15 protein-coding genes and 2 pseudogenes are annotated in these 21,549 nt (G+C 51.0%); 7 read left to right on the plus strand and 10 right to left on the minus strand.

Annotated elements, in window-relative coordinates; all coding sequences use genetic code 11:
* Positions 1 to 900: 900 nt before the first annotated feature.
* Positions 901 to 1,050 carry a DUF2256 domain-containing protein gene (locus H8B20_RS21100; protein WP_210624468.1) on the minus strand — a complete coding sequence of 50 codons (150 nt, stop codon included), beginning with the start codon at positions 1,048 to 1,050 and terminating at the stop codon, positions 901 to 903.
* Between the two features lie 100 nt (positions 1,051 to 1,150).
* A complete protein-coding gene (locus tag H8B20_RS21105; protein ID WP_210624469.1) occupies positions 1,151 to 2,464 on the minus strand; it encodes a sensor histidine kinase in 1,314 nt (437 codons plus the stop codon).
* Between the two features lie 220 nt (positions 2,465 to 2,684).
* On the opposite strand from H8B20_RS21105, the gene H8B20_RS21110 reads away from it, so the two are divergent.
* Both H8B20_RS21110 and H8B20_RS21115 read left to right on the plus strand, forming a co-directional pair.
* Positions 2,685 to 2,864, plus strand: coding sequence for a CsbD family protein (locus H8B20_RS21110; RefSeq protein ID WP_210624470.1), 180 nt, complete (start codon positions 2,685 to 2,687; stop codon positions 2,862 to 2,864).
* Between the two features lie 580 nt (positions 2,865 to 3,444).
* Positions 3,445 to 4,413, plus strand: a complete 969-nt coding sequence (locus tag H8B20_RS21115; RefSeq protein WP_210624471.1) for a hypothetical protein — start codon at positions 3,445 to 3,447, stop codon at positions 4,411 to 4,413.
* Between the two features lie 44 nt (positions 4,414 to 4,457).
* Here the strand turns inward: H8B20_RS21115 and H8B20_RS27915 are convergent.
* The 4 genes and pseudogenes from H8B20_RS27915 to H8B20_RS21130 form a co-directional block, all read right to left on the minus strand.
* Positions 4,458 to 4,677 (minus strand): annotated as a pseudogene (locus tag H8B20_RS27915) (histidine kinase); the annotation flags it as partial.
* A gap of 305 nt (positions 4,678 to 4,982) precedes the next feature.
* Entirely contained in the window at positions 4,983 to 7,367 is a 2,385-nt protein-coding gene (locus tag H8B20_RS21120; RefSeq protein WP_210624472.1) for a hybrid sensor histidine kinase/response regulator, read from the minus strand.
* A 21-nt stretch (positions 7,368 to 7,388) separates the two neighbouring features.
* A complete protein-coding gene (locus H8B20_RS21125; protein WP_210624473.1) occupies positions 7,389 to 7,859 on the minus strand; it encodes a response regulator in 471 nt (156 codons plus the stop codon).
* Between the two features lie 17 nt (positions 7,860 to 7,876).
* Entirely contained in the window at positions 7,877 to 10,126 is a 2,250-nt protein-coding gene (locus tag H8B20_RS21130) for an ATP-binding protein (RefSeq protein WP_210624633.1), read from the minus strand.
* Positions 10,127 to 10,574: 448 nt separating this feature from the next.
* On the opposite strand from H8B20_RS21130, the gene H8B20_RS21135 reads away from it, so the two are divergent.
* A complete protein-coding gene (locus tag H8B20_RS21135) occupies positions 10,575 to 10,754 on the plus strand; it encodes a CsbD family protein (RefSeq protein ID WP_210624474.1) in 180 nt (59 codons plus the stop codon).
* A gap of 1,353 nt (positions 10,755 to 12,107) precedes the next feature.
* On the opposite strand, the gene H8B20_RS27920 is transcribed toward H8B20_RS21135, so the two are convergent.
* The 3 genes and pseudogenes from H8B20_RS27920 to H8B20_RS21145 form a co-directional block, all read right to left on the minus strand.
* Positions 12,108 to 12,326: a hypothetical protein gene (locus H8B20_RS27920; protein WP_228732728.1), complete on the minus strand. Its 219-nt coding sequence runs from the start codon at positions 12,324 to 12,326 to the stop codon at positions 12,108 to 12,110.
* A gap of 475 nt (positions 12,327 to 12,801) precedes the next feature.
* Positions 12,802 to 13,410: pseudogene (locus tag H8B20_RS21140) on the minus strand (histidine phosphatase family protein); the annotation flags it as partial.
* A gap of 369 nt (positions 13,411 to 13,779) precedes the next feature.
* Positions 13,780 to 14,247 carry a helix-turn-helix domain-containing protein gene (locus H8B20_RS21145; RefSeq protein ID WP_210624475.1) on the minus strand — a complete coding sequence of 156 codons (468 nt, stop codon included), beginning with the start codon at positions 14,245 to 14,247 and terminating at the stop codon, positions 13,780 to 13,782.
* Between the two features lie 304 nt (positions 14,248 to 14,551).
* On the opposite strand from H8B20_RS21145, the gene H8B20_RS21150 reads away from it, so the two are divergent.
* A complete protein-coding gene (locus H8B20_RS21150; protein WP_215729431.1) occupies positions 14,552 to 15,106 on the plus strand; it encodes a hypothetical protein in 555 nt (184 codons plus the stop codon).
* Between the two features lie 715 nt (positions 15,107 to 15,821).
* On the plus strand, positions 15,822 to 16,286 hold the full coding sequence (locus H8B20_RS21155) for a 3'-5' exonuclease family protein (protein ID WP_210624476.1): 465 nt from the start codon (positions 15,822 to 15,824) through the stop codon (positions 16,284 to 16,286).
* A 150-nt stretch (positions 16,287 to 16,436) separates the two neighbouring features.
* Here H8B20_RS21155 and H8B20_RS21160 read toward each other — a convergent pair whose 3' ends face one another.
* Positions 16,437 to 16,655, minus strand: coding sequence for a hypothetical protein (locus tag H8B20_RS21160; RefSeq protein WP_210624477.1), 219 nt, complete (start codon positions 16,653 to 16,655; stop codon positions 16,437 to 16,439).
* Positions 16,656 to 16,817: 162 nt separating this feature from the next.
* On the opposite strand from H8B20_RS21160, the gene H8B20_RS21165 reads away from it, so the two are divergent.
* The gene (locus H8B20_RS21165; protein ID WP_210624478.1) at positions 16,818 to 17,822 is read left to right on the plus strand and encodes a metallophosphoesterase; all 1,005 of its coding nucleotides are present in this window, start codon (positions 16,818 to 16,820) and stop codon (positions 17,820 to 17,822) included.
* A 1,348-nt stretch (positions 17,823 to 19,170) separates the two neighbouring features.
* Positions 19,171 to 21,465 carry a 3'-5' exonuclease gene (locus tag H8B20_RS21170; protein ID WP_210624479.1) on the plus strand — a complete coding sequence of 765 codons (2,295 nt, stop codon included), beginning with the start codon at positions 19,171 to 19,173 and terminating at the stop codon, positions 21,463 to 21,465.
* Positions 21,466 to 21,549 lie beyond the last annotated feature (84 nt).

Genomic DNA, 21,549 nt, shown 5'->3' on the forward strand with positions numbered 1-21,549 from the left:
TCCATTTCGGCCTGTCCAGCATGGCAGGTCTTGCATCTGACAATCCCCTGATTAATTACCCAGTTTGAATGCCATTCCATAAGTTTTTCTGCAGGTGTCATTAGATCTACGCTCTCAGGCGGGTTAGGTGGATTTTGCATGCTCTTTTGGGATGACCGATGTAAGTCGTAGCAGTTCAAGTGAGTGTCTGCTTTCGTAGGAGGCTGGCTCTTTCCTCGTTCCTAAGAACGGCAGAGTGATCACGCCTTAGTCGCAGCAATGGGGGAAAGCAGGAATGCCGTCGGCGGGAGAAGCGGTGCTTAAGGATGCGTGGAGAAAGGGTAGGTATTTTGGTGCTCCTAGAAGGGCTTCTGCTTGCACGCCTCATCGGAAACTCAAGAGGAGCGCTTGCTGTAACGACCTAAGCTTCAATGGTGGGGCACTCCATTAGAGGGCCACGATATAATTCCGAGACTTGTTGTTGCCCCTGCAATTCCCAACGAAACTAGCTCAATGTGTGACGGGTCGAGCTGTTACTATCAGACCGTCCCCACAGAATACAACCTATATGATAATGAGGCGATACGTCGGTTGAGGGCCCAATTATCAGGCCCGAGGTTTGACGAGGCAGCACTGCCGCTGAATCCCTGCGTCACCTCTTGGAAAGTGAACTCACGGAGTAAGTAGGTCAAGTGACAGCAAGTTGCGGGGTTTCATGGGGGCAAGATGATGTCGAGAGAGAAATTTTGCTACGCCAAGTCGATGAAGCGACATATTCTGCCAAACAGAGTGGTCGTGATCGTGTTGATATTTAGGAGTGCCAGTGGCAATAGACTCTGAGATAGTGGAAAGCAGAGCATGGTTCCGTAACCGTTGAGTCTTGGCTAATCAAATGATCATGTATTGAACAATAAGGCGCCTCTAGTGGCCGTTTTTTGATTCAGGTTTGCTGCGCCGGCAGCGTTCCGAGCAGTAGCGAACTTCATCCCAGCAGCGTGCCCATTTTTTCCTCCATGTGAAGGGAAGACCGCAGGTCACGCAAATTTTGACTGGCATAGTAATCTTTTTCAAAATGCCCCACCTTCATCAATGCTCTGGCCGTCCCGGTAGCGCGCGGGATTGCCTCGTGGCATCAAGATTCAAGATTAGCCCTCTATGGTAGCCTTTAAGGTTATGTTGGGTTGATCGCTGAGTCGATTCGACCTAATGCTTTCAGGTATAAAGATACCGCTGTCCCCTTGTTGGGTGCGGTACTTACTCTTACGGTGCCGCCAGCATTTTCTGCAAATTCACGCACTTGAGATAATCCCAAGCCTGTACCTTTTCCTCTTTCCTTCGTTGTAAAAAATGGCTCAAAAATCTTAGTTGCAAGATCTGTAGGTATGCCCGGCCCACTATCACTTACGCTGAGCACTAGATAATTTCCTCCGTCGAGTGAAACATCATCCTCAACAAATACAAGGCGCGTTGAAATGCAGATACGACCTGCTTCCCCGAGTGCATCTCTCGCATTCGAGAGAAGGTTCAATACCGCCGCATTCAGTTGGGCTTCTTCGCACATTACGACTGTTTTTGGAGCCGATAAGTCGAAAGCCAATTCAATACTTTCGGTAGCTGTGCGAAACAATACATCACGCATTTCTTCCAGCCGAGCATTAACGTCTAAGCAGACTAGATTCGGGCTGTCCAGGCGAACGCTACAAAGCAGGTGACTAATTAGCTGGCGCCCTTGTTCTACTGCTTGCAACCCGGTATCGCTAAACTGTTCAATATCCTTCGGTCGTCTGGCTCTCAAGCGAATCATCTGCAGGCTTGCGCTTAGCGCCTGAAGTATATTGTTGAAGTCATGCGCGATACTCGCAGTGACCATCCCTAGTGAGGAAATGCGCCTCGCATGATGCAATGATTCTTCTGACAGTTTGTTCAGCGCCTTCGCCTGGGAAAGTTCTTTCTCCAGAATCTCTGCTCGATGTTCACGTTGATTTTTAAGCAGCCGTAATTGCAATAACGAAGCCGCTTGTCGAGCCAGCGTCAACAACGCCGTCCGCTGCTGTTCTGTCAAAGCTCTTGGCTTTGTATCGATCACGCAAACCGTGCCAAGTGCATGCCCCGTATCATCAATGATCGGAGCTCCTGCATAAAAACGAATGTAGGGCGGGCCAAGCACCAGTGCGCTGTGTTCAAAGCGCGGGTCGAGTCTGGCGTCTTCGACAGTCGACACATCGGCGGGAGCCAGGATCGCGTGGGCACAAAACGCCAGATCCCGATGCGTCTCCCTCACATCCAGCCCGACGCACGCCTTGAACCACTGACGTTCTCTGTCCACCAGCGAAACCAGTGCGACAGGTACGTCACACAAGGTGCTTGCGAGCAGGACGATATCGTCGAATTCTTGCTCCGGAGCGGAGTCGAGCACCCCTAGGTGCTCCAGCGACAGGGCTCGTTCATCCTCGTTTGGAGAAAAGGGGGCAGGAATGTGGGGCATCTGAGTACGCATCGCTGAGGGCAGTAGAGCGATGATGCTGTTTTGATTGCTTGGACAGCAAGAAATTGTTTCTCCATCCGAGCAGCGATTTATCTGATTCCAGATAGTAGTCGAAGGGCGGGCGACGAGTGGTCGTCATCAGCCGTGGAACTCCTTATCACTGTCGCCAGTCAATTTTTCTGTCCAGACAGGACGCGTATTCCTAACCGGGAGAAAATTCATGAGTTGCACATCTGACAAGATCAAAGGCCTGGCAAACGAAGCTATCGGTAATGTGAAACAAGGTGTCGGCAAGGTCACTGGCAACGAGAAGCTGCAGGTAGAAGGGGCTGTCCAGGAGAAGAAAGGTGAAGCCCAGCAAGTGGTTGGCAAGGTCAAAGACGCCGTAGATAAGAAGTAACCTTAGGCTGGTAATACCTTCGCTGCGATGGCTATCAGCTGGTAGCCATTGTAGTCGGCTTATTAGCCTCGGAAGTTGACTCCACCCACTTTAGTTCCGGTCAGGCAAAATATTACTGACCGCTATCTCTCTATTAACAGCCTGTCACGATGAGCAAACAGTCTTATCGGTTTTTTTAATATTTGGGGCGGCACTGTACTCCCCAGCATTCGCTCTGGCGACTTGCACCCTGTTGCGCATTGGTTGCCGCCGCTGCAGTCGCTATTGAGGCTTCAGATCCTTGGGATCTTCAATCGTCGCCATGGGCCGATTAGGAAGACATCGCTTACTCCATACTGACGCAACAGGCCGATTTTCATGGCGCAGCGTTGTAGATTTCTTACGTCAAAAATCCAAGGGCATAGGCGACGTCAAGCGTATAGCCAGCCTATGAGGAATGGGATTTAAGTAAAAATTTTATGGTGCAATTGAATCGGTTCTTGTGGTGCATTTGAACTCTCTTTGAACGTATGTCCATTCGCCATACTCAGACTGGATAAGGCACATCGCCTTGCTCCTATAACTGATAAAGGCCGTCTTTATGAACACTGTCTATGAAACGAATCGTTCGCTATTCCGCGTGTCCTGGAGTTCGGTATTGGCCGGTAGCGCTATTGCACTGGTGACGTACGTAGTGCTTAGCGTTTTAGGGACTGCCATCGGTGCTAGTGCAGTGTCACCGATGGAAGCGGGTAATCCGCTCAGTGGTTTCGGTACTGGTGCTGGAATCTGGTTGTTCGTTTCTACTCTGGTGGCAATCGGAGTCGGAGCTTTCGTTTCTGGCAGGACGGCACCGGATCGTGGCGGCTTGCATGGCTTACTAACCTGGACAGTCACAACCTTACTAACGACTTGGCTGTTGGCCGGGTTGGCCGCAAGCGTGGTGGGTACTGCAGGCTCCGTTGTGGGCAAAGGGCTGTCGACTGCGGGTAGCGGCATCGCAGCTGCAGCGCCTGGTATTGGTGATAGCGTAAAGAAGCAACTGAACGAACAAGGCGTACAGCTCGACTGGAACAGCCTTCAGGGTGAACTGGATACCCTGCTTCAGCAGAGTGGCAAACCTGAATTGGCCCCAGAGAACGTGGAGCAAAAAGCTGATCAGGCTGCCGCTGACGGCAAGCAATCAGCGTCCAATGCAGCTACTAACCCTGCTCAGGCAGGTGAACAACTGAAACAGTGGTTTGAGCGCGTAAAAGCCTCCGGTGAGCCAGCACTCAACGCTGCGGATAAAGAGGCTTTGGTCAACATTGTTGCTGCCCGTACCGGCAAGAGTAAGGAGGAGGCCACTCAGATCGTCGACAACTACGCTCAGGCGTATCAGCAAGCAATGCAGAAATTCGAAGAGTTAAAACAACAAGCCGAGCAAAAGGCTCGTGAGGCTGGAGAGATTGCTGCCAAGCAGATTTCGCGTGCGGCATGGAGCACCCTGGCAATGCTTTTGTTGGGGGCAGCCTTGAGCTTCTTGGTGGGTCGGATGGCATTGATCAACCGTCGTTTGCCTACAGCTTGATTAAGAAAGGGCGAAAAGGAATTCGCCTTTCTAACTTAGCCTATAGCCAAGTCGCAGTGAGTCGCCTTAACATCTAATCCGATGCATGCATTGAACCACTGACGCGGTCTATCCACCAGAGCAACAAGCGCGACTGGCACGTCACACCATGTGCTCGCGAGCATTACTGTCAAATTCTGGCTCCGGATGGGAATCCTGCGCACTAAGATGCTCTAGCGAGACGGCTCTTTGCTCCTTATCAGGGGGAAAAGGGGGCGGGACTATGGGACATCAGGGTATACACCGCTAGCCAAGGAGATGGTCGATGATGCTAATTTGATTGCCCTAACAGCAAGGGATAGTTCTTGTTAACCTCTGCACTTAGGATTCCGGTACGAATAAGGCGCGAGGTTGTAGGAGAAGGATACCGTCATTTGACCCATGAGGCTCTCAACTAAGGATAGTTTTACTGACATGGTACTGAGAAAGGTTATCGGCGCTTGGTGTACAGCAACTGCTGCCTAGGGGGGGGCTGACTAACAGGAATTGAATGCTCTCTCATAATTAGTTTTTTGTGCTGTTTTATAACTTCATCGTTTTGCGGTTTTGTTTATTCTCAATGCTTGAACGATGCGTTTCTGAAGCGTCAGTTCGTCGAAGGGTTTTTGAATAACTGAGGTCGCTTCAAGCCCTAGCGCATCAGTGTCGGCGTACCCTGTGACGAACACAATCGGCATTAAAGGGTGTGTTAATCTAACTTTAACTGCAAGCTCAGCGCCCGTCATATTTGGCATTGCAAAGTCAGTTAGAACAATATCAATGCTTTGGTTGATTTTTTCAAGCGCTTCAATTCCATCGCAAGCGACAATAACGTTGTACCCCAAAGACTCAAGCATTTGTAATGTTACATCTCGAACTGAAGAGTCGTCGTCAACTAAGAGTACGGTGGTCTCTCTGTTGGCAGTGTTAGATGTAGGTTCTTCAGTTGTTTCATAAATTGAAGTTGGTTCTTCAACACTTGGAAGGTAAACCCTGACAACTGTTCCGACGTCCAGTTTGGACTCGATATTTACTCCTCCCCCAGACTGCTTGGCAAAACCAAATACCTGTGCCAATCCAAGCCCCGACCCTTTGCCAACTTCTTTTGTGGTAAAAAAAGGCTCGAATGCTTTCTTTAGTGAGTTAGCACTCATGCCGCTGCCAGTGTCTGATATAGAAAGAACAGAATATGTTCCGGGCTCCGGATCTTCAGGGAGAGAGGGGGGCGCTTGAACTAAAGAGTTTGATGTTGATAAGATTATATTTCCACCTGAGGGCATTGCGTCTCGAGCATTAATTGCTAAGTTTAGGATGATCATTTCCGTCTGCGTCGGATCACCTAGAGCGTTGCTTAGGTCAGAAGATAATTCATATCTGATCGTGATGTTAGGGCCAAGCGCTTTTGTTATTAGGCTTGCCATGCCTCTAATTACATCGTTAAGGTTGATGACCACTGGGACTAACCGTTGGCGACGTGAAAAGGATAAAAGTTGCGCAGTAAGTTTCGCACCCCTTTCACCTGCTTGCATGACATTCGTCAAGCGATTGATCGTTTTTGCCATAGTTCCTTTTTCTATATCTCGGATGGCAAAGGTTGTACTTGTAAGAATTACGGTTAACAGGTTGTTAAAGTCATGTGCCACGCCGGCAGTGAGCTGGCCAACCACTTCCAGTCTTTGCAGTTGGTGAAGCGCCGCTTCAACCCGCTCTCGCTCTTTTATCTGGTCGCGCAATCTCTGGTTGGCGGCAGCAAGTTGATCGACTACCGCTCTCTCTTCGGTAATGTCACGAACAGCTGCATACATCAAGCCGTTGTCAGGGACAATAGTCCAAGATAGCCAGCGATAGCTGCCCGAAATGTGACGCATTCGATTTATGAATCGAGTAGCGATAATTCCTCGAGCAATGTTCTCGGTCTCTCTGACGGTAGCGTCTAAATCATCAGGATGAACCAGTTCCCAAAGCCGAATTCCATTTATCTGTTTGTCAGACCACCCTAATGCGGAACTCCAGGCAGGGTTGAATGCGACGGGTGTCATGTCGAAACGTAGAACGGCTAGCAGTTCTCTTGATAATTCCCAAGTTCTGTCACGCTCTCGAGTTCTCTGCTCAACTCTTAAGCCAAGCTCCTCATTCCTCTCTACAAGCTGATTAGTAGCTAGCTTGCGCTCGCTGATGTCTTGAATTACACCAGTGAAACGTGTGCATTTATCGTTCTCAAAAATAGATCTTCCATTCGAGAAAATCCATCGCTCTCTGTCGCCGCTCAAATAAATTCGGAACTCGACTTGATAATTTTGTGGAGAGGAGAGCGCTTGCTGCACTTTTTTCTGAACGAGAGGAAGATCATCTTTATGGCACCGACTCATGAAGTAGTCTAAATCTACTTCGGAGGTAGGTGGTAGCTCATACATTGCCTTGCAGCGCTCATCCCAGAGTATCTTGCCTGTGGGGATGTCGAGCTCCCAAATGCCCATCATCGCCGCTTCAATCGCTAGCCTGGCTCGTACTTCGATATCCTGAAGTGCCGTTTCGGCCTTCAAGCGACTCTTGCGTTCCCTTACCTCCGAAACAGCGCGCCTTACTGCCTTTGGAAGCATTTTTAAATTCTGCTTTAAGACGTAATCCACTGCGCCTAAGCGGATCATTTCTACGGCCTGCTGCTCCCCGAATATCCCAGAAAGAAAAATAAATGGAGTGCCGGGAGAAAGCTTCTTCGCGATATGAAGCACATCCTCGCCCGACGAGCCTGGAAGAAGATAATCGCAGAGGACTACATCAAATTCGCCTTCGCTCAGCTCGCGCTCAGCTTCGATATGGTTGGGAACCAACATTGAATCAATCTCAATACCGCTCGCTTCCAATGCTAGGATCGTCAGCTCAGCATCGTGAGGGCTGTCTTCAACCAGCAGGATTTTCAACTTGTTTAGAGGCATCGAGATTAGCTATAAGAAATTTTATTTGGAGTCTGAGTTAGGGCGGCGCACTGCTCTGACTGATCCAGGCGGCGGTTCGTTCAAAACGGCCCAGAAGATACCCAAATCGGATATGGCGCCCACGAACTCCTTGAATTCGACTGGCTTTACAACGTAGGCATTGACGCCCAATTGGTAGGCACGGGATAGGTCGGGCTCTTCTCTGGATGATGTCAGCATCACCACAGGAATGCTCCGAAGCTCTTCGGTCGAACGGATTGATTCCAAAACCTGCAGCCCATCGATCTTGGGTAATTTCAGATCTAGTAGAAGAACTGCTGGGTTCCCGTCTGCTCTGGCCGCGAAAGAGTTGCGTTTGAACAGGTAATCTAGCGCCTCTGCACCGTCGCGAACAACTACTACATCATTCGCAAGCTGGCTACGCTCCAAGGCAACCAACGTAAGCTCAAGGTCGTTTGGATCATCTTCTACGAGTAGTATTGGTTTAAGCATGACTTTACCTCTATACCTCAGGCCACCGGGCTGAGATGTTTCTTTGGAAGTGAAAAAGAGAAGGTGGCCCCTTCATTCAGCAGACCTTCCGCTTGAACGGTGCCTCCATGGCGTTCAACGATTCGTCTGACATTCGCCAGGCCGATACCAGTACCTTCAAATTCATCCATCCGATGCAGGCGTTGAAATACGCCAAAAAGCTTATCAGCGTATTTCATATCGAAACCAACACCATTGTCTGTGATGCTTACCGTAACGTTGTCTGTTGAGCTGGCTGCGTTTATTTCGATCACAGCGATAGGTTCGTTACGAGTGTACTTGATTGCATTACCAATCAAATTTCTAAGGGCCAAGTGCAGGAAGGCCGGGTCGGCGATAATTATTGGTAACTCATGAAGCTTCCATTCGATTATTCGACCTTCGTATTCGGGCTTCATCTCGCGCTGAATCGATTCAATCATCGCTGTGAGATTAACCTCGCTCAGTCTCATGGCTGAGCGGCCCATTTGGGAAAAGCTCAAAAGATTGTCCACCAGCGTTCCTGCGAATTTCGCAGACTCGCCGATAGTTCCCAGAAAGCGTTTGCCGCGCTCTGTAAGATTGCCTTGCTCCATGTCGCCAAGGAGCTCTGCGTATCCAGCGATGTGACGCAATGGGGCACGAAGGTCGTGCGATACGCTGTAGGAGAAAGCTTCTAATTCTTTATTCGAGCGTTTCAACTCACCTGCCAATTGCGCAAGTTCTTCAGCCTTGCGCAGGACAATACCTAGCACAGCCAACCTGAGCTCGGAAACTCCTTCGATTTCGCTCTCGTCCCATGGAGCTGAGTACCCTTCGACAGTCTCATGCCACATCGCGAAGCTCTGGCGTGGGGAAAGTTTCCCCCCATCTTGTACAACCTTGTCGGGTTTGCCTGCCCAATTTACAACATGTATTTGTTCGGGTTTGAACCAAATTATGTAACTTGAATACACTTCTGAAATTGAGACAGAAAGCAGTCCTCCGACCGATCTAGCAATGCCAGGAAGGTCAGGAATATCTCGGCCAACATTGTCGCTCGAGTAAATATTTGTGCCCCCGCGTACGTCCAGCCATGCGGCTAAAGCCTTCACTTGATTCTCTGGAGGCGTGAGCCCATAGAGGTCACATTCAGAATCGGAAACTACTGCGGCTCCCGATGCACCTACAAAATCTAGGAATACATCAGGAAGAGATTGAATTCCCTTCAAAACGCTATCGTGGTCTGCCATAGCAGCTAGCATCTGGACAATTTGCTTCCGCAAAATGAGCATCTTCTGGCTACGAAGGTGCGCAACCTTTGTCTCCAACTGCAAAGACAATACCCGCCCGAGTAATTCACAAGCAGTTCGTGACTGGAAGCTAACGGGTCTAGGGGTGTGGTTGTGGCATGATATAAGCCCCCAAAGCTTCCCATCCATCACGATGGAAACGGACATCGAAGCGCCAGTTCTCATGTTGCGCATGTAATGCAGGTGAACAGGGGATACGCTACGTAGTGTCGCGTAGCTTAAGTCCAGCGAGCGGCCAGTCTTAGGGTTTTCCGTGGGGATTATGGGTGAGGGCGTGTAGTCGACATCCGCAATGATCCTGATTCGGTTGGCGCAGTACAGCTCCCGCGCTTGTTGCGGAATGTCAGACGCTGGAAAGCAAAGGCCGAAGTAGCGATCGAATCCCTCTTCCGCCAATTCTGCATTGACGACACCGTTTCCAATCTCATCGAAGCGGTAGGAGTTGACACGCCCATAGCCAGTGATCCGTTTGATGAATCCCACTGCACGTGCGCAAAGATCATCGACACTCTCGTCCTCACGCATCTGACTAATGAACGAGCGGATGAGTGGATAGAGCCGACCATGTGCCACCGCTACGTCGCTAGCTGGCTCGAACTCTGCAATGAGTACACCGTCATTTCGATGGAGCATCATCGCTAAAAGCAGGCCGGCTTTATCACCTTTTAGAACAGCAGCATCGCCTACATGAAAGGCTTGTAATTGATCTTCGTCTAGCTCGCTCAGTTGGTCTACAAAGGCCGAACCATGCTTGATCAGCCCATCGAATGGAGTATCAATCAGAGCGTTCGCTTCAATACCTATCCACTCAGCTACGTTTTCACTTGCTTGAATGATGGTCATCGTCGCTTCGTCGATGACCAGTAGAAACCCTTGGGGCTGAATGCTTCCAGGCGTTCTGATAGGTTCTTTCGCGCAATTGTCGATGGCGGCTTGAAGAGTTTTTGCGGCGTCGATGGTGGTCAAATACGATCCCTCTTTAAGGCGGCAGAAGCGGTTGGTTAAGACCTGCAAGGCTTTAGGTCGCCAATTCATTCGCTCCAAAAAGTTGGCTAAATGTTAGCAAATTTGGAAATCTAAATCCGCTAGAGTTCCTTCCGAAATGTCATTTTCCGACGAGCCTTGTGAGGGTTTCACCAATAATTCTGGCGATTCGAAGGTTTGTGGCGCCCAAGTGGACGGTCGAGGGGCGTAGGGGAGAGGTACCCCCAAAATCCGGGTTACTCAACGAAGCACATCACCGATGGCGGCTGGGGTGATGATCGGTGGCCTCAGGGGCGGGCGTATCACGTGTTCTGACTTTCGAAGCGTGCAGACAAGCGGTCACGAAAAAACTGTAACCTCAACTCTGAAGCCCTGGTCAGTTTTTCTGTCCGAATAGGACTTTATTCCTTAGGAGAAATTCATGAGTGGTACATCTGACAAGATCAAAGGGCTAGCCAATGAGGCTGTTGGTAACGTGAAGCAAGGCGTCGGTAAAGTCACCGGCAGTGACAAGCTTCAGGTTGAAGGCAAGGTTCAAGAAAAAAAGGGTGAGGCTCAACAAGCGGTTGGGAAGGTCAAGGATGCGGTTAAGAAGGATTAAATGACTGTCTCCTTTAGAAAAGTCTGCGATGGTGCGGGTACGTGCAACGTCGTTGGGCGCATGATACAAGCCAGGCGGGTTGGCGAGAGTTGTTTTGCCACAGCCTGGGCGAATCAATTCGAAAAGATGCTCGCTTTTACTGCAACACGGCACTCGTGGGCTCAAACTTCGGTGCAAGGTCAGAGCGATGCAGTGGATGGTGCTCGGTTTATATCAGCTGATTTATGGCTTGAAGCGTTCAGCTCTGAGCACACGGTTTCTGCCTCCGTGCGAATCTTGAACACACCATGCTTACTGGCAGGGCCTCCTTCTACGAGATCTACGACCCTATATCGCTTGCTCCCATCGTCCAGTTTGGTGGTCTCAATCACTCTGAATCTTGCGTGCATGGTGGCTTTCCCTGCATTAGATTTGTGATTTAGAAGTACCGGTATAAAAAGACGATTTCAAGCGAGGGAGTGAGTTGAGCTGTGACAGTTTATGACTGCGTTCAACCTGTTCGTGCGTAATCCTGCCGTGAAGGCACGAAACGTAAGGGGAGGAGGAGCGCTACGTGAGTTCTATCGTGAGAATGCTGAAAGATCTCGTCATGATTTTTTACGGAGTGGGTAAACGATCACCTCGGAACCGTTCAAATTGAAACTCCCTTGGCGACGCATCTAGTCCTAGGATTCGCCACCTCGGAGCTTGGTCAAATTTGTGAGCGCTACCTTGAGTTTTCTCTTGCGTACGTGACATCCCGCGTGACCCGCACTGTATGTAACAGCACGCCCGCTTCCACTTGCGTGAACAGCTACTTCACAGGAGGCATCATTCGTTGAAGCAAGAGGCCGGAGAGTACGTCTTGCAAAAGCTCTGGCCCACTGATCACTAATATCGGCACAAAAAAAGACCCGCGATGGGGGCGCGGGTCGGGAATCACTAAAGGAGCTGCCACAACCGTACACCCGCAAATGTGAAATTATCGTGATCGATGTAGCACGGTTGGTTCGGTGGAGAAATCAGAAAGCGTTGTCGAAAACGTCGTCCGCAAGGGGCCCGCAAGCTGATCTTCCAGCTTTGGGAGGGCTGGCTCAGTTGTGGGCCATTCCGTTACGAGGTTAGAGGCTTGCGCCGTAGGAGAAAGCTTTTGATGCAGATAAGTGATCTGCTCTCCCACAAGATGAGCCGAGTAAGCAGCGGTTGAGATAGCTCCCACAAGTCCGAGACTGGCAATCATCCTAAAGGCAGACACGGCACTTCCTTAACAGGCTACATCGGGTGAGCCATAGTGCGTCCATTGGAAGGAACGAGCAAGATCCAAGGGGACGTTAGGAACTGGCTCATGGAGGACGGGCAGGATGTCGTTTACGCCTAAGATTGACGTAGGCGTATGATGGCATCAGTGATGCCTTGGGCATTCTCGTCCAGCGTTTCCATCGCCCCGATTGCGTTAGCGGCTGTGTTTACCACTCCGTTATCAAGGAGCCACTTTGTCACCTCTTCAATGGCTGCGCATATTGCGTGTTGGTTGTGCAGCAGCAGCGTGAGAGCGTCTGCTGTGGCTATGTTCGCTTCGGAGCTGCCTGGCATCGGTATCTTCCTTGATGATCTGTTGGTTAGATCGTAGCTGATCTCTTGCTCGTCCCGAGTTCTTCCTAAATCTACCTGCAAGGGGAGGGCTATGAGTGGGGAAAGTTACTGGAGATCAGCAAAGGTCTGAGGCCATTTCGACTACTGCCATTCTGATTACGTTCTGGTTAGAGCGTTTTTACAAGCTACCTCGAACGAAGACAGTTCTTACGTGCCTCACACCTCATTTCTCGGTTGAAGCGTGCTCGCAAATGCCACCAGCCTGTGCTGAACGAGCTTCCTCCTTTGCTTCTTTGAGCCTCTGCTCAGCATGCATAGCCGGATCGTCGTCCAGAACCAATGGATAGCCTAAAAGAGAAAGAGCCTCAGCGCGCTCTTCAATGAGCAGGCGCTCAGGATCACGAGCGACTTGATAGGCTCTGCCTGGTACGCGCCAAGTGGCATCCAGTCGTAACTCCTCAGGAGCTGACCGACTTAGTCTCCATCCTGCTTCATCGGGATCTTTGAAAAGCAGGCACTCACCACAATTGGGCACGTGGTTCGCGATCTCATACTCACGCCATTCCACCATAGCCGCGCCATCAATGCCGAGCGGCTTGCGATCAATAAGCCAGGCTACAGCGTTGATAACCTGACCATGCGAAAACGCTACGATGTCTTGGGCGGGATGTTCAGCAAGACGCTCCAGGAAAGACTGAGCTCTAGCTATGAAATCTAGAAATGACTCAGCGCCTTCACCATCCGTGAAACCAGGATCTGCTTTGGCCCAATACGCATTCACCCATTCGCGCCGATCAGCGACGGTTGTGCCAGTGCACCGCGCGGGTTCAAGGTAAGTGAATTCTTGGATGGGCCAAGTTTCAAAAGGGATATGAGGAAACACCGCTGCGGTCGCCATAGCGGTTGAGTGCGCTCGGGTGAAAGGCGAGGCAACGATCAGAGCCGGAGCATGGTTGAACGACAATGCCACCAGCTGCGCTTGCTCAACTCCTTTCGGGGTGAGAGTAATGGTCGAGTGATCTAAAGTGGCTTCGCCGGCGTTCGCAGCGCTTTCTCCATGTCGTATTAGTCTCACATGCTTCATTTACGAAATACTCGCACAGATTCGGCCATCATTTCTCTTAGATCCCCAAGGTTCCTTCCTCAACGGCCACCTACCAAGTGACCAAACCCGTATTGTCCACCCAGCAATTGCACCTTCCAACAGAAATCTGGACGGACAGGATGACTACACTCTATTGCGCAGGGCTGAGGTATACCGAATTTCCTCCGTCGATGAAAATAACCAGAGCAAGCGGAGCGCGCAGGCCAGTAAGGCCGGAGATGCGAGGATGGAAGCCCAGAGGGCCATGACTTGGCGTCAGCCATGGCATGGTTTACGACAACCGACCCGATAGGGCGCGCCATAAACCGCGATTTGCTTAGATTGCAGGATTGCTGATGTTCTGCAGGCTTATGTATTCCAATATTTTTGGACTGTGCTTCTGGCAATGCCGAGCTTTTCAGCGATTGTTTTTCTGTCGAAACCCTGCGCTTTCAGAGCTCGAACGTAATCCGCATTAAGCGGCTGCTTAGGCTTTCCCTGGGAGCGCTTGATGAGCTTTCCATCACGGAATTGCTCCTCTACCAACTGCCACCCACCAGACATCTCGAATTCCCTGATTCGCAAGGCAGTACGTTGCAAAGCTTCTGAAGGACGTTCTTTACCCTGCGCAGCAATGGCGAGAGTGACCATAGTCAAAAGGTCGAGGCCTAAGTAGTCAGCGATCTCGTCCAGTTTCTCCAGCGTCGGCGTCGTCCTGGCCTGTTCAAGCTTCCCTACATTCGTTCTATGCGTTGCTCCCGCCAGATCCTCGTAACTCAACCCTTGGTGTGCACGGGCTCCGCGTAATGCCCCCGCCAGCGCTTCCTTCAGATTCATGAGTCGGATCCCCAAAAGCGAGGATAGAGCCACGGGGAGCATGTTTCGATAAACAGACCATAGTGATATTATCGTGACATATGGTTTGCCAAGCAGTCGTTTGATCATAGCGGCGCGATGTCTGGATTGGTGATGGATTGGTCATGAGAGCAGCACCTAAGACACGGTCAAGGGCGTCTCGATGGGAGACGCGCTCATCAAGTCCTCCGTTTATAGCCTGCGTAAGCCCGCCTGCATTCGTCACTGAGCGACGTCTTGGCAAAAACCAGATCCACTTTTTAAGCGAAGTCAGGGATAGTGAGTGATGAAGTTCGATTGCGTGAAAGTTTCAGGAAAAGTTGACTACGTTCGATCTGTTGATCGAATGAACGGCGGACATAAAGCTAAAGTCAGCATTGACGGTGCAGTTATCCCAAATTTGCAAGTGTCGAATAAGCTTTACGAAGAGTTAGAAGCCGGCGAGAGTGTAACTTTGTATGGGCTTTTTAAAAGAAGTAATGACAAGGAAAAAAACACAGGCATCTTGTACGGCCTAGCGAAGCAGAACGGCGAGAAATCATTTGCTACCCAGTATAGATATCAAGTCCCGCTTTTTCTGATGGTCACTGCGGTCATCGCATTTTGCTTAACTTTCGTCGCCGGCTGGATAGCTTCGATATTTCCAGTGCTTTTCTTATTTGGAGAAAATTCAGATTATATGTATACCACTACGGTATTTGCAGTAATTGAGTCGAGCTTGGTTGCCGCCTTTTTCCTGTGGAGGGCATGGGTGATGTTTAACGCTACGTCTGATCCTGAAGCTTGGGAAACTACCGAAGCTGCAGTGCTATCGAGTCGCTTCAGTAAGCTCCATAAGTAATAATCCTGTACGTAGGGCACGGTTACACCTGCCCCGGCTCCGGTCTCGCTGCGCCAGACTTTCCTTTCCATGCGAGTATCAGGCAAGCGGAGCGCGCAGGCGTGCAGGATGAGCGCCCATCGGGCTGAGACGCGGCGCAGCCGTGGCTCAGTTCTCGCCAGCCTCCCGCCGCAGGCGGCACGCCATAGCTACTGCCCGATATCAAATCAACAAGGATGCGGCTGAAATGACCCACGATGAACTCCGTCAGCTTGAGGGCGCTAGGCGAAGGACTCTGTGGGCCCTTGCATGCCTCCGTCCTGGTGATCCCAACGCATCCGACTTCCTTGCCATCCTTGATGATCTCCACGACCAAGAGCGAAACGACACCCCCTGTAGCGATAGGCTACTTGAGCTCCCTGAGGTTCGTAACTCTGTCTCGATGATGCGTCATAACTCCGGAATCGACATCATCTTGGAGCGGACTATTCCGCAGCCCTGGCGAGAACGCTTTCTGCAAGCGAGCATCGGATCAACCAGGATTCCTGAGGGGCCCTACGCCGCAGACTGGGATAAATTTCTGACTGAATGGGAGCGTGAGATGCAGCATCTGAAAAATCACCGAGCTGCACAGGCTCCTACCAGCTAGAGCGGCTCGCTCGAGCGATGGCGGCGCAAACACACAAGCAGTCGGTGGAGCCGCTGAAAATCTCAGCCTTCAAGCAGGAGCAGCAGGGTGGAACGGCCTTCGTTTTTTATTGATTTTGAAGCCTCTGGAATAGCGCCTGACAGCTATCCTATCGAAGTTGCTGTCGTGTCGAGTGAGACCTCCTTCAGCTCGCTTATCAAGCCAGTCCGGTACTGGACGCACTGGTCGTTCGATGCGCAAGACATGCATGGTCTCACTCAGGATCATTTGCTTCAGGAAGGTGATACCCCAGACGCTGTGGCGAGAAATATGAATAAGCTATTTTCAGGGCAGGTGCTTTGCAGCGATTCACCGCAAGACGGCTTTTGGCTCGACGCCCTCTACGAAGCGGCAGATCTGATGCCCACCTTCGAGTTGAAGCCGTTGGAGGTATTTGTGGGCCGGAAGGCTGCTAGCGATATTTATCGCCTACTGCCTACAATCAAGCACCACCGAGCTTTAACCGACGCAACTGCTTTGATGAAAGCCTGTCGTGCTTTTTTCGAAGCTTGAACTATCAAGGGGTGGATATGTGGCGCCTACGTTCGATGCATTCCTGGGATCTGATGCAGGAGCTGACACCTCACTCCGTGTGGGGATCTACTTCCTTATCTATCAATCTGGTTTGCAACGACGCGATTGGCGCGAGGAGAGGGGCAACGTCTACGATTGTCGAATCCTCAAAATGGAATCTGTGATGGCTTGGGCATTTGCATCCAACGCTTCCATGGCCGACATAGCATGACCAGCGACATCTCCGACGCCATTTTCTGAGAGCCACTTGGTTATTTCTTCAATTGCGGCACCCAGTGCGTGCTGGTTGTGCAGCAGCAATGTCAGAGAGTCAGCCGTAGCGATCTTGTAGTTCCAGTTATCGGACATGAAACTCCTCCTTGAAAGTGATGCTCAGAGCCTAGTTCATCTCTGCGCAGGCACAAACGGCGCAGGGTAGGCTCGCCGGCGTTCAATCATGAGCCCGACGAATGAGTACAATGGAGCTGCTCAGTAGATCCCTCGGTCATTGCTCCGGAGTAACGATCCTAGATGAAGCAGGCACTTTTAAGACTCCCCATGAATGACCTAGGCCGAGACTTTGTAGTCGGTGATATCCACTTCAAAACCATCGAGCTCCACAAGGGGCTTCGTGCACTCGGCTTTGACAGTGCGATTGATCGGGTCATCGCTGTCGGTGATCTGATCGACCGTGGGCCCGGGATGCTGGATGGCCTAAAGCTGCTCGGCGAACCTTGGTTCTTTTGTGTCCAAGGCAATCACGAGCAGATGCTGATAAACGCTTACCGTGAAACCCCACAAGCACGTTACAGCTCCCACGGCGCGGGATGGTGGGCAACGATCGCCGATGAGTCGAAAGGAATGGTGATCGAGAAGCTGGAACAGTTTCCCACCGCCATAGAAATTCAGTGCGCACGTGGCCTAGTCGGTGTCGTTCACGCCGATGTGCCGGCAGGGATTTCTTGGCAAGAGTTCGTTGGGAGCCTAGACAATGCTCAGATTGAAGAGATCGCTCTGTGGGGCAGGGAACGGATCATCAAGCATTATCGTGACGGCGTTCCAGGCATCTGGAGAGTTTGCTCGGGACATACGTGGATTCCGAAACCGCTGAGACTGGGGAATTTTCTCGCGCTTGACTGCACTGGAGGAGGGGACGGCCCTTTGGCAATCTACTGTGTCCAAGAAGACATTATCTATGTTGATGGGCGTCCTGTGTCGCTTGATAGCGCGGAGCGCATTTCAGAGCAGCTGCAGGAGCTCGAGAATGTCATCAGTCAGCTTAAGACAGAAGTGAATGGCAACAGATTGATTGAGTCACAGAGCCTTAGCCAAAAGGCTGAAGCGTTGGCCAAGCAGGCAAACTCATCGTGGATCACCATGAGATATGAGGACGCCGAATCTGAGAGGCTCATTAACGCGTTGCACGGGCTTAGCTTACTTACTGGCGAGCGCAGAGGCGCCAAGCTTGATGAGCTGAAAGCAAGGTACAGTGGAACGCAGACGGAGCAGCTGCTTCAGCGGCTTTTCGGCGCCTGATTTACTGCTCTAGACTTCGCAAAATGGTTCTTCAAGACGCTTTCGCCACACAAACCGAAAATATATTTTCCGCGTCCCCTTGAAAGTAAAATTTCAAACCGGAGACCTTATATTTGAAAACAAACAAAAAGCGACGTTCTCCAAAAGTCCCCCTTTTTTTTCGGCCTGCCTTGAGCTGTGGGGCAATCGACCCGATTGCCTTGATGTTGCTCTATTGGTTTGCGCTCCTTGTGCTTTTCATCTTTTGGCTTCTGTTTGCCGGTTTCTCTGCGTTGGAATGCTTGATGGAGGGCGGCGAAGCCAGTGTTGTGTATGCTGATCGCACCTTTGCGACGTCAGTCGCGGCTACTTTTTGATTCCAAAAGACACCTTTTTTTTCGAAAAAATAGCTATGTGCCATCCTTGTTTAAGGGTAGCTACAACCACTCGTTAACAAGAGCACGCGGTGGGGCTGCCACGTTAGATGGATGATTTCTATGAGTTCTGTGCAGGGTCGACCATTTTCGTAGAGAGTGAATCTGTTGAGGTATTGAGGTTGGCGCATTCGGCAGCACTACAGTCCCCCTATGAATTGCACAAAAACCTTTTGCTCGACGATACCTACGCAACTGCGCGCAGGCAGGATTTCGTTCTCCACCAATACGAGTGTGGCCGGTATCCGAATGACATAAACGAGTACATAGGTGGGTTTGACAGTAAGCACCTTCAGATTTATTCCCACCTCAAACAATAGTTTTGGGGCAATGGCCCAGATCCAGCTTTCAATGAGACAGCGGCGACCATCATTGCTAAGCGCCTTACAGCTACTCAGGCGATCTTCGATGAGCTTGTCCGTCCGTACCCTGTAGATTCAGGCGAGACACCAATAGAGGCCCACTCTCATTTTGATGAACTCTTCGTTGTTGTAGATCGCGTCCAACGCACCCCGCACGTTGCTTGAGACTTCCGCTGTTCTTTGCTGCTTGGCCCACCGCGTGAGTTCCGTGCGGCCTCAGGGGTAAGCTAGTTTTGATAGGCTTTTAATAGTAGCGAGGGGAACAAACCTGCATTTGACATGGAGATTCACTCCGTGAACGTGACAAGCGTAGCAGGGGGAGAAGTCGAAGTTCGATTGGCTTGAATTTTAGAGTTCACACGACCCACAGAGTCGCTTTCGGCGCAAATTTAGGCTTTATTCGCGTAGGGGCCATTCTGACAGGTTTACCAGATTCGGCTTATTCAATGACTAGAGCAGGTCTGTACTCATATATCTCGAACGGGTGATTTCAATATGCCATGATGGCAGCCTGACGCCTTATGCTAAGACACCGGGCGATTTGACATCCACCTCAACACATCAAGGAAGAATATGCCCCAAGTCATCATCCCGCGCTCATTTAGGAAAATGCTAAAAGATCTCAGCAAGGCTGACCGAATAGGCAAACAGGTGGCCCAACGCGCGGAAGCCGCTTGCACCCAAGCAAACCTCAATGACCAGATCCGGCTTGAGCGCACTCAGCACGGTGAATCACGGCTCGACTGTGAAAAGTACGACCTTGGTGACGGCTATCGCCTGGTTCTTCAGCGGAACAAGGTGGATTCAGAAGACTTTCTGATCATGCTGTTTGTCGGATCGCATACGGATTCCGACACTTGGCTGGCTATGCACCGGGGATACAAATGGGTGCGCAAGGACTCCGACGGTAAAATCGATTTCATTCAGGTTTCCAGTCCTTATGAGCCGCGCAGGCCACCCCTCATAGATCTGTCGATCGACACCCCCGATCACGTCCTGGATGAGCCGCTGCTGTCGACCTTCACCGCAGATGACTTCAAGGGTTCGACATTAGGCCTAGAGATATCCCAAATCCTTCTGGGCGTCACGAAGGGCGACTGGGGAGAATCTTCAGACAGCATCATCACAAGAATCGAAGAGCAGTCAGACACTGAGTCTGCACTGCTGGCCCTCGATTTACTGTCCATGGCTGATCATAGTGACATCGAAGGTGCTCGCCAACGGTTGCATCTGGATGCAAGTCAAGCCCACGAAGCGTCAACAGCTGAGCTTCTCGAAGCCGTTAATTCGCCTATCAACGCTGAAACCTTCTACACCTGGAAAGAAGAAGAGGGGATGCCCGACCCTTCCGATCGGGAAGAGTGGATGCTTTACCTACACCCTGATCAGCGGAAAATCGCGCACGCTGACCTTGCAGGCCCGTCACGCCTGAGAGGTGTTTCTGGAAGCGGGAAAACGTGTGTATTAGTGCACCGGGCCCAGTTTCTGGCTAATAAATACGGGGAGCCAGTATTGGTAGTAACCCTGACTGAAAGCATGCGCAAGCTGCTCACGTCTCTAGTCACCGCGTTGTGTGGGCCAGAGCGGGCGCTGATTCATGTTGCGACAATTCAGGGGCTAGCTCGTGATGTTGTCCAAGACCTGAATCCTGCTGTAACCCGCAGGCCAGTTGAATCTTATGCTGAAGGTGCGATGGCCGCAGTCATTAAGTCAGTACCTGAATTCAGCAGCGGTACGCATGCGCTAGGCAGGCTTTTGCCTCATGATCTCAAGCATTTCCTGAGAGAAGAGCTGAGCTACATTCGAACCCGTTTACTGCCGGCACAATATTCAACTTATGCGACGTCTTCGTTCCGCCGTATCGGTCGAGGCAAAGCGCTGGGGGAAACAGCGCGTAAACAGGTTATGCAAGCCCTTCAGGCTTATGAGCAATACATTACCGAGTCCGGTGCACCGGACTTTGAGGGCATGCTGCAGGAAGCCGTCACTCTGCTGGATACCCAAGGCGACAAAAGCAGTAAGCGTTGGCGTGCTGTCTTGGCTGACGAGGTTCAAGATCTTAGCCAGAACGAAATCTATATGCTGTCGCTGATCCGGACACCTGCAGGAGAATTGCTCAAAACGGCACCAGATGGCCTCTTCCTCGTCGGCGACGGCGCACAAACCATCTACAAACGTGGTTTTTCACTGAAGACTCTTGGTATCAACCTCTACCGCGCTAGCGTATTCAAGAAAAACTACCGGAATACCAAGGAAATCCTTCAGGCCGCCTATGCCTTGATCATCAATTACGAGTTCTCGGACATTGACGAGGATTCTCAGCAGAAGCCACTGGCTCCTGATTTTGCCGTCCGACGAGGGGAGCGCCCTGGTCTTGTCCGGTGTAAGTCGAAAGCAGACGAGCTTGATTATGTCGTGTCAGCCATCATTAAGATCAGGGAAATTCACGGTGAGCAGGCGCTTGACGATGTATGCGTGATTTCCAGATCGAAACCGTTTCGAACCCAAGCGATCCAGGCCATGCAGGAACTTGGCATACCGTGTGTTGACGTCAAAGGTAACTTTTCCATCGATTCCCCCGGTGTTCGGGTTTCTACAGTGGAAAGCGCCAAGGGTTTCGAGTTTGGTACGGTATTCCTTGCCAATGTCTCCGAGGCTGTCTCAAACGCCCGCCCGCAGGAGGCTACGGAAGCGGGAGATGTCGCGAAACTTTATGTGGCAATGACTCGGGCGAGAGATCTGCTTCATATCAGCTACGTTTCGAACAACGAATGGTCGCCAGTGGAAGCGCTTCATACCATCGGCCCTTGGTGTGAATCGCTGAAGTTCGAAGATGGCAATGTTAAGGCATTAGTCGAATACGCCTAAGGTCGGCTAGTCGAACAGGTCATACCGGGCCTGTTCGCGTGCTTTTGTAGGGTGGCAACTTAGAAAATGGCACTTTATGGCGAA

This window comes from Pseudomonas sp. P42, assembly GCF_017973755.1.
Lineage (GTDB): Bacteria > Pseudomonadota > Gammaproteobacteria > Pseudomonadales > Pseudomonadaceae > Aquipseudomonas > Aquipseudomonas iridis.

What these genes read in the sequence shown, in the direction of transcription:
- H8B20_RS21120 (WP_210624472.1), bottom strand. Translation starts at nt 7,367, where the DNA reads ATGCCTCTAAACAAGTTGAAAATCCTGCTGGTTGAAGACAGCCCTCAC.
- H8B20_RS21105 (WP_210624469.1), bottom strand. Translation starts at nt 2,464, where the DNA reads ATGCCCCACATTCCTGCCCCCTTTTCTCCAAACGAGGATGAACGAGCC.
- H8B20_RS21165 (WP_210624478.1), top strand. Translation starts at nt 16,818, where the DNA reads ATGAAGCAGGCACTTTTAAGACTCCCCATGAATGACCTAGGCCGAGAC.
- H8B20_RS21145 (WP_210624475.1), bottom strand. Translation starts at nt 14,247, where the DNA reads ATGAATCTGAAGGAAGCGCTGGCGGGGGCATTACGCGGAGCCCGTGCA.
- H8B20_RS21115 (WP_210624471.1), top strand. Translation starts at nt 3,445, where the DNA reads ATGAACACTGTCTATGAAACGAATCGTTCGCTATTCCGCGTGTCCTGG.
- H8B20_RS21160 (WP_210624477.1), bottom strand. Translation starts at nt 16,655, where the DNA reads ATGTCCGATAACTGGAACTACAAGATCGCTACGGCTGACTCTCTGACA.
- H8B20_RS21170 (WP_210624479.1), top strand. Translation starts at nt 19,171, where the DNA reads ATGCCCCAAGTCATCATCCCGCGCTCATTTAGGAAAATGCTAAAAGAT.
- H8B20_RS27920 (WP_228732728.1), bottom strand. Translation starts at nt 12,326, where the DNA reads ATGCCAGGCAGCTCCGAAGCGAACATAGCCACAGCAGACGCTCTCACG.
- H8B20_RS21125 (WP_210624473.1), bottom strand. Translation starts at nt 7,859, where the DNA reads ATGCTTAAACCAATACTACTCGTAGAAGATGATCCAAACGACCTTGAG.
- H8B20_RS21110 (WP_210624470.1), top strand. Translation starts at nt 2,685, where the DNA reads ATGAGTTGCACATCTGACAAGATCAAAGGCCTGGCAAACGAAGCTATC.
- H8B20_RS21150 (WP_215729431.1), top strand. Translation starts at nt 14,552, where the DNA reads ATGAAGTTCGATTGCGTGAAAGTTTCAGGAAAAGTTGACTACGTTCGA.
- H8B20_RS21135 (WP_210624474.1), top strand. Translation starts at nt 10,575, where the DNA reads ATGAGTGGTACATCTGACAAGATCAAAGGGCTAGCCAATGAGGCTGTT.